This is a genomic window from Halomonas sp. 707D4, assembly GCF_024158685.1.
GTDB lineage: Bacteria > Pseudomonadota > Gammaproteobacteria > Pseudomonadales > Halomonadaceae > Vreelandella.
Genome location: NZ_JAMZBD010000158.1, coordinates 1 through 6,444, shown reverse-complemented (window position 1 = coordinate 6,444; position 6,444 = coordinate 1). Strand labels below are relative to the sequence as shown.

The 6,444-nt window shown below is 65.1% G+C and carries 7 protein-coding genes; 5 read left to right on the top strand and 2 right to left on the bottom strand.

The window, feature by feature from the left end; all coding sequences use genetic code 11:
• Both BIS11_RS08585 and BIS11_RS08580 read right to left on the bottom strand, forming a co-directional pair.
• Positions 1-403 (bottom strand): DNA gyrase subunit A (locus BIS11_RS08585; RefSeq protein WP_301286425.1); only part of this gene is annotated, 403 nt, incomplete at its 3' end.
• 172 nt (positions 404-575) lie between these two features.
• The gene (locus tag BIS11_RS08580) at positions 576-1,019 is read right to left on the bottom strand and encodes a thioesterase family protein (protein ID WP_253419746.1); all 444 of its coding nucleotides are present in this window, start codon (positions 1,017-1,019) and stop codon (positions 576-578) included.
• A 168-nt stretch (positions 1,020-1,187) separates the two neighbouring features.
• Here BIS11_RS08580 and BIS11_RS08575 point away from each other — a divergent pair, with 168 nt between their 5' ends.
• The 5 genes from BIS11_RS08575 to BIS11_RS08555 all read left to right on the top strand — a co-directional run.
• Positions 1,188-2,129: a recombination-associated protein RdgC gene (locus tag BIS11_RS08575; RefSeq protein WP_253419743.1), complete on the top strand. Its 942-nt coding sequence runs from the start codon at positions 1,188-1,190 to the stop codon at positions 2,127-2,129.
• 48 nt (positions 2,130-2,177) lie between these two features.
• Complete coding sequence (locus BIS11_RS08570) at positions 2,178-3,359, top strand: 1-acyl-sn-glycerol-3-phosphate acyltransferase (RefSeq protein WP_253419740.1); 1,182 nt, start codon at positions 2,178-2,180, stop codon at positions 3,357-3,359.
• Between the two features lie 107 nt (positions 3,360-3,466).
• Entirely contained in the window at positions 3,467-3,748 is a 282-nt protein-coding gene (locus tag BIS11_RS08565) for a hypothetical protein (RefSeq protein WP_253419737.1), read from the top strand.
• Positions 3,749-3,855: 107 nt separating this feature from the next.
• Positions 3,856-5,892: a methionine--tRNA ligase gene (metG, locus tag BIS11_RS08560; RefSeq protein ID WP_253419735.1), complete on the top strand. Its 2,037-nt coding sequence runs from the start codon at positions 3,856-3,858 to the stop codon at positions 5,890-5,892.
• A gap of 1 nt (position 5,893) precedes the next feature.
• Positions 5,894-6,444: RnfABCDGE type electron transport complex subunit B (locus tag BIS11_RS08555; protein ID WP_253585926.1), on the top strand; the 551-nt coding region annotated here is incomplete at its 3' end.

Below are 6,444 nucleotides of genomic sequence, written 5' to 3'. Positions count from 1 at the left end.
GAAGCTCGTGGGCCAGGCGCGCCATGCGCACCTCGGTGTAACGCATGGCGGCGGCGTTGTCGCCGTCGATCGAGCCGAAGTTGCCCTGGCCGTCGACCAGCACGTGGCGCATCGAGAAGTGCTGCGCCATGCGCACGATGGTGTCGTACACCGCGCTGTCGCCGTGGGGGTGATACTTACCGATGACATCGCCGACGACACGCGCCGACTTCTTGTACGGTTTGTTCCAGTCGTTGCTCAGTTCGTGCATGGCGAACAGCACGCGGCGATGCACCGGCTTCAAGCCATCGCGAACGTCCGGCAGCGCGCGGCCGATGATGACGCTCATCGCGTAGTCGAGGTACGACTGCTTCAGCTCGTCTTCGATATTGACGGGCAAGATTTCTCTGGCGATGTCACCCATGAAAGTCAGATCCTTTGCACTGCATTGGCACTGCGAGAGTTGAAAGCGCTTTTATTTCGCCCTGATAGCGAATCCAGCGGCGAGCGCACATACGCACACATCATACCACTGCAAGCGCACCAAGGGCAGTCGGCGAAAGGTCTCGACTTCGCGGGAAGCGCCGCCTCGTGCGTCACTTTGCGTCGAGCGTGAACGCCTCGCGCTCGACGCACAGCTTCTCCAGCACCTCGCGCACCGCTCCCTTGATCGGGCACGCCTCGTTGGCCTTCAGGTCGAGCAGCACGAAGGTGAGATCCGCCTGGGCCACCACCTTGCCGTCGCTGGTCAGAATGCGGTGGTGGCAGCGCGCGCTGCGCTCGCCGACATCGAGAATACCGGTCAGCACGCAGAGGTCGTCGTTCTGCACCGCCGCGCGCTTGTAATCGATGTTCAGGTTGACCACCACGAAGGCACGCCCTGCCCGGTTGAGCTCGCGGATCAGCTCTGCGTGATCGTCGAAGAAGGCCCAGCGCCCCTCCTCCATGAATTCGAGATAGCGGGCGTTGTTGACGTGGCCATACCCATCGAGATGATAGCCGCGCACGCGCAGATCGACGCGAGTGATGGAAGATGACATGAAAGACTCCTGTTGGATCGTGAAGAACGCGCCCACTGACCTGTCGGGCGACGGGGTTTATCAAACGCAGGTTTCAAACGTATGCAATGAAGCGGTGTTCGCGCAAGAGGCTGGCAGGAGCGGATCGGTTTCGACATAATGTGCCCCCTTTTGCACAGGATCGGTGATATGTGGTTCAAGCACCTGCACTTATATCGTCTGCACGGCGAGTTCGCGCTCGACGCGGCGGCGCTGGAAAGCGCCCTCGAACCCCAGGCGGCAAGGCCCCTGGGCGGTGCCGATGCGCGCCGGCTGGGCTGGACGGCACCGGCAGGACGCTTGGGCGGTGGCCAGCTCCTTCACGAGATCCAGGGGCACCGGCTGCTGTCCGCCCTGCGCCAGGAGCGATTGCTGCCCGCCTCCGTGGTGAAAGAGGAGCTCGACGAGCGGGTGGCGGACATCGAGGCCCAGGAGGGGCGCAAGGTCACCCGCAAGGAAAAGACCATCCTCAAGGAGCAGATCACCGAGGAGCTAATGCCGCGCGCCTTCGTGCGCAGCCAGAAGGTGGATCTCTGGTGGGACACGCGTGCCAACCTGATCGGCATCAACGCCAGCTCCCGAAGCCGCTGCGAGGAGATTCTCGATCTGCTGCGCGAGACCCTGGGCTCGCTCAAGGTCACGCCGGTCACCTCCCAGACGCTGCCGATCCGCGCCATGACCACCTGGCTTAGTGACGCCGCGAGCCGCCCGGCGGACATGCAGCTCGGCGATCAGGTCGAGCTCAAGGCCAAGGGCGATGACGGCGTGCTGCGCGCCCGTCAGGTCGATCTCGACAGCGACGAGATCCAGCAGCTGCTGGAGAGCGGTCGCCAGGCGAGCAAGCTGGCCCTCGGGCTCGAAGGCCGCTTGAGCCTGGTACTCCACGACGACCTGGCGCTCAAGTCGCTGCGCTTTGGCGATGCCCTGATCGAAGAGGCGGATCACGCCGACGATGGCGACGACGCCCTGGCACGCCTGGAGACCGACTTCATCCTGATGGCGCAGTCGCTGTCCCAGGACATCACCCGGCTGCTCGAGTGGCTCGGCGGTGAAGCGCAGAAAGAACCGAGCGCGCTGCAAGGCGCAGGCTAAACCGACGCTTGGACATCCTCGACCTGGCTGACTCTCATGACGGATCGCATGACTGACCCACTTCTCGCCCCCACTGCCGCCACCGCCGACGACCCCTGGGGCGACATTCGCCCCTACATGGATCACGAGGTCCAGGAGGTCCTCACCCGGCTCAGCCACGACAGCGAGCTGCTCGATGCGCTGACCCGGTTTCGCCTGCCCCGGCTGGCACGCTGGGCGCCGGCGCTGGCGCGCCTGATCGCCGCTCGCGCGGTGCGCCGCGAGATCGCAAGCGTCGCCTCGGTGCGTGACTTCCAGATGCGCATCGCAAGCTACATGGAGCGCATGATCCGCACCACCACCGACGCCTTCGAGGTATCGGGGCTGGACAAGCTCGACCCGCAAAGCGCTTATCTTTTCATCGGCAATCATCGTGACATCTCGCTCGACCCGGCTTTCGTCAACTACGCGCTCTACCAGGCCGGGCGCGACACGGTGCGCATCGCCATCGGCGACAACCTGCTGAAAAAGCCCTACGTCACCGACCTGATGCGGCTCAACAAGAGCTTCATCGTGCCCAGAAGCGCCCGCGGCAAGCGCGCCATGCTCGCCGCCTACCAGCAGCTGTCGGGCTACATTCGCCACTCGATCACCACGGACAATCACTCGATCTGGATGGCCCAGCGCGAGGGGCGCGCCAAGAACGGTATCGACCGCACCGACCCTGCGATCATCAAGATGCTGACCATGGCCAAGCGCGGCGAGGCGGGCGACTTCGTCTTCGGCGAAGCGGTGGCGGAGCTCAAGCTGGTGCCGGTGTCGATCAGCTACGAGTACGATCCCTGCGATCTCCAGAAGGCGCAGGAGCTTCACGACGTGGCGACCAAGGGCAGCTACGCCAAGAGCGAATTCGAGGACATCCGTTCGATCGTCGCCGGTATCACCGGCACCAAGGGCCGTGTCCAGCTGCGCTTCGGCCAGCCGGTGAACGCGGACATGGCGACCCCCGACGAGGTGGCCGCCGAGATCGACCGCCAGGTGATCGGCGGCTACCGGCTCTTCCCCAGCCACTACCTGGCGCTCGAGGCGCTCGGCGAGGCACCGGAACTGATCGCCCGCAAGGCGATCACCCGGGAGGATCGCGCCCGCTTCAACGAGCGCCTGGCAAGCGTGCCCGAGCCGCTCAAGCCGTTCTGGCTCGCCCAGTACGCCAACCCGGTCAAGCACAAGGCGGGGCGGCTGGGCCGCTGAGGCGCGAGCCGCCCCGATCATGCCGCGCCGGGCAAAAAGTGCTATGGTCAAGGCATTCACCACAAGGTTTTGGGCCTGCCCGCGGGCAGGCCGACAAGGAGCGCTCCATGTCTGCATCCGAAATCCAGAAAACCCGCATCATCAACGAGTTGCGTGGTTTCATCCGCAAGCTTCTGCAGGACCCCGACATTCTGCGCCAGTCGCTTTCCATCGCCCGCGATGAGCTGGCCGGAGGCTCGGGCCCGGCGGTGATGGCGCGCATCGCCAACGAGATTTCCGACACCACCAGCGTGCACATTCCCGAGGACCCCACCGAGCACTCCGAGGCGGACAAGCTCTTTCTGGAGCTTCTCAAGGAGGTAGTGCAGGAGGAGCAGGCGCTCTACTGAGTCGCGCCACGCCCGACCGCCCCTTGTCCCGGCGAACACCGTGATCGGCGAAGCGCCTCCTTCGCCGACTTTTTTTCGTTACTGCCCAACCGGAAGCACCCCCGATCATGTCAAATTCCGCCCCGCGCAACATACTGGTGACCAGCGCCCTGCCCTACGCCAACGGTGACATTCACCTGGGCCATCTTCTCGAGTACATCCAGACCGACATCTGGGTCCGCTTCCAGAAAAGCCGCGGCCACCACTGCTACTACGTGTGCGCCGACGATGCCCACGGCACTGCCATCATGCTGCGCGCCGAGCAGGAAGGCATCACGCCGGAAACGCTGATCGAGCGGGTCTCGAACGCCCACCAGGCGGACTTCGCCACCTTCGGCGTGGGCTTTCACAACTACCACTCCACCCACTCCGAGGAAAACCGCCAGTTCAGCGAGCAGATCTACACGCGCCTGCGCGACCAGGGCCACATCGCCACCCGCGACATCGAGCAGATGTTTGATCCGGTCAAGGGGCTGTTCCTGGCGGATCGCTTCATCAAGGGCACCTGCCCCAAGTGTCATTCCAGTGATCAGTACGGCGACAACTGCGAGAAGTGCGGCGCCACCTACACCCCGGCGGAGCTGATCGATCCGGTCTCGGCGATCTCGGGTGCCACGCCGGAAATCAGAAGCTCGACCCACTACTTCTTCAAGCTGCCGGACTTCAGCGAGTTCCTGAAGGCGTGGATCAACGACGGTCACGTTCAGCCGCAGATTCGCAACAAGCTGATGGAGTGGTTCGAGTCCGGCTTCAACGAGTGGGACATCTCTCGCGACGCGCCCTACTTCGGCTTCGAGATCCCGGACGCGCCGGGCAAGTACTTCTACGTCTGGCTCGACGCGCCGATCGGCTACCTTGCGAGCTTCAAGAACCTGTGCGATCGCGAAGGCATCGACTTCGACAGCTTCTGGCACAAGGACTCCGACGCCGAGGTGTACCACTTCATCGGCAAGGACATCGTCTACTTCCACGCCCTGTTCTGGCCGGCGATGCTCCACGGCGCCGGGATGCGCACGCCCACGGCGGTCAACTGCCACGGTTTTCTGACCGTCGACGGCGCCAAGATGTCGAAGTCCCGCGGCACCTTCATCAAGGCCGCCACCTACGCCGAGCATCTGAACCCGGAGTACCTGCGCTACTACTTCGCCGCCAAGCTGAGCGCAGGCGTCGACGATCTCGACTTGAACCTCGAGGATTTCGCCGCCCGCGTCAACGCGGACCTGGTCGGCAAGGTGGTCAACATCGCCAGCCGCTGCGCGGGCTTCGTCAAGAAACTCGGCGGCGGCCGGCTTTCCGCGCGCTGTGCCGAACCCGAGCTGGTCGAGCGCTTCATCCAGGCCGGCGACGTCATCGCCCGGGACTTCGAGGCCCGCGAGTTCGGCCGCGCCATGCGCAAGATCATGGAGCTTGCCGACGACGCCAATACCTACATCGCCGATCAGGCGCCCTGGGCGCTGGCCAAGGAGGAAGGCCGCGAGCAGCAGGTGCTGGAAATCTGCTCCGTGGGCATCAACCTGTTCCGCCAGCTGATGGTCTATCTCGCCCCGGTGGTGCCGGCCATGGCCCTTGAAGCGCAGCGCTTTCTCAAGCTCGACACGCTCGACTGGGCGAGCCGCACCACGGTGCTGACCGACCACGCCATCGAGAAGTTCAAGCCGCTGATGACGCGCATCGAGCGCGACAGGATCGACGCCATGATCGAGGCGTCCAAGGAGGACCTGGTGGAAGAGCAGAAGCTCAAGGAAGCCCTGAAGGGGCCGCTGGCCGACGAGCCGATCGCGGCGGAGATCGGCTTCGACGACTTCGCCAAGGTGGATCTGCGTATCGCGCGGATCGCCAAGGCGCAGTACGTCGAGGGTGCCGACAAGCTCTTGCAACTGACGCTCGATCTCGGCGGCGAGACGCGCAACGTCTTCTCCGGCATTCGCAGCGCCTACTCGCCGGAAGCGCTCGAGGGGCGCCTGACGGTGATGGTGGCGAACCTGGCGCCGCGCAAGATGCGCTTCGGTCTTTCCGAGGGCATGGTGCTGGCCGCCGGCGACGACGAGGGCATCTACCTGATGTCGCCGGACAGCGGCGCCAAGCCGGGCCAGCGGGTGATGTAACGTGGCAGCCGAGCAGTTGATCGACGCCATCGATGCCGAGCTTCCCCAGACCCAGTGCACCAAGTGCGGCTTCGAGGGCTGCCGGCCCTACGCCGAGGCGATCGCCCGGGGCGAGGCGATCAACCGCTGCCCGCCCGGCGGCGACGAGACCCTCAAACGGCTGGCCGGACTCACCGGCCGGCCGGTCATCGCGCTTGCCGAGCCGCCCCAGGCGCCGACACTTGCGGTGATTCGCGAGGCCGAGTGCATTGGCTGCACCAAATGCATCCAGACCTGCCCGGTGGATGCGATTCTGGGCGCGGCCAAGCAGATGCACACGGTGATCGAGGACGAGTGCACCGGCTGCGAGCTCTGCGTGGCGCCCTGCCCGGTGGACTGCATCGACCTGGTGCCCCACCCGCAATGGCACCAGGCGGATTCCGAAGCGCAGCGCCAGGCGTACCTGGAGCGGCGCGCCATCAAGGGGCGTGAACGCTTCATCGCCCGCAACCACCGCCTGGCGCAGGAGCAGGACGCCAAGCGCGCCCGGCGGGCGGCGCGGGTGGCGAGACC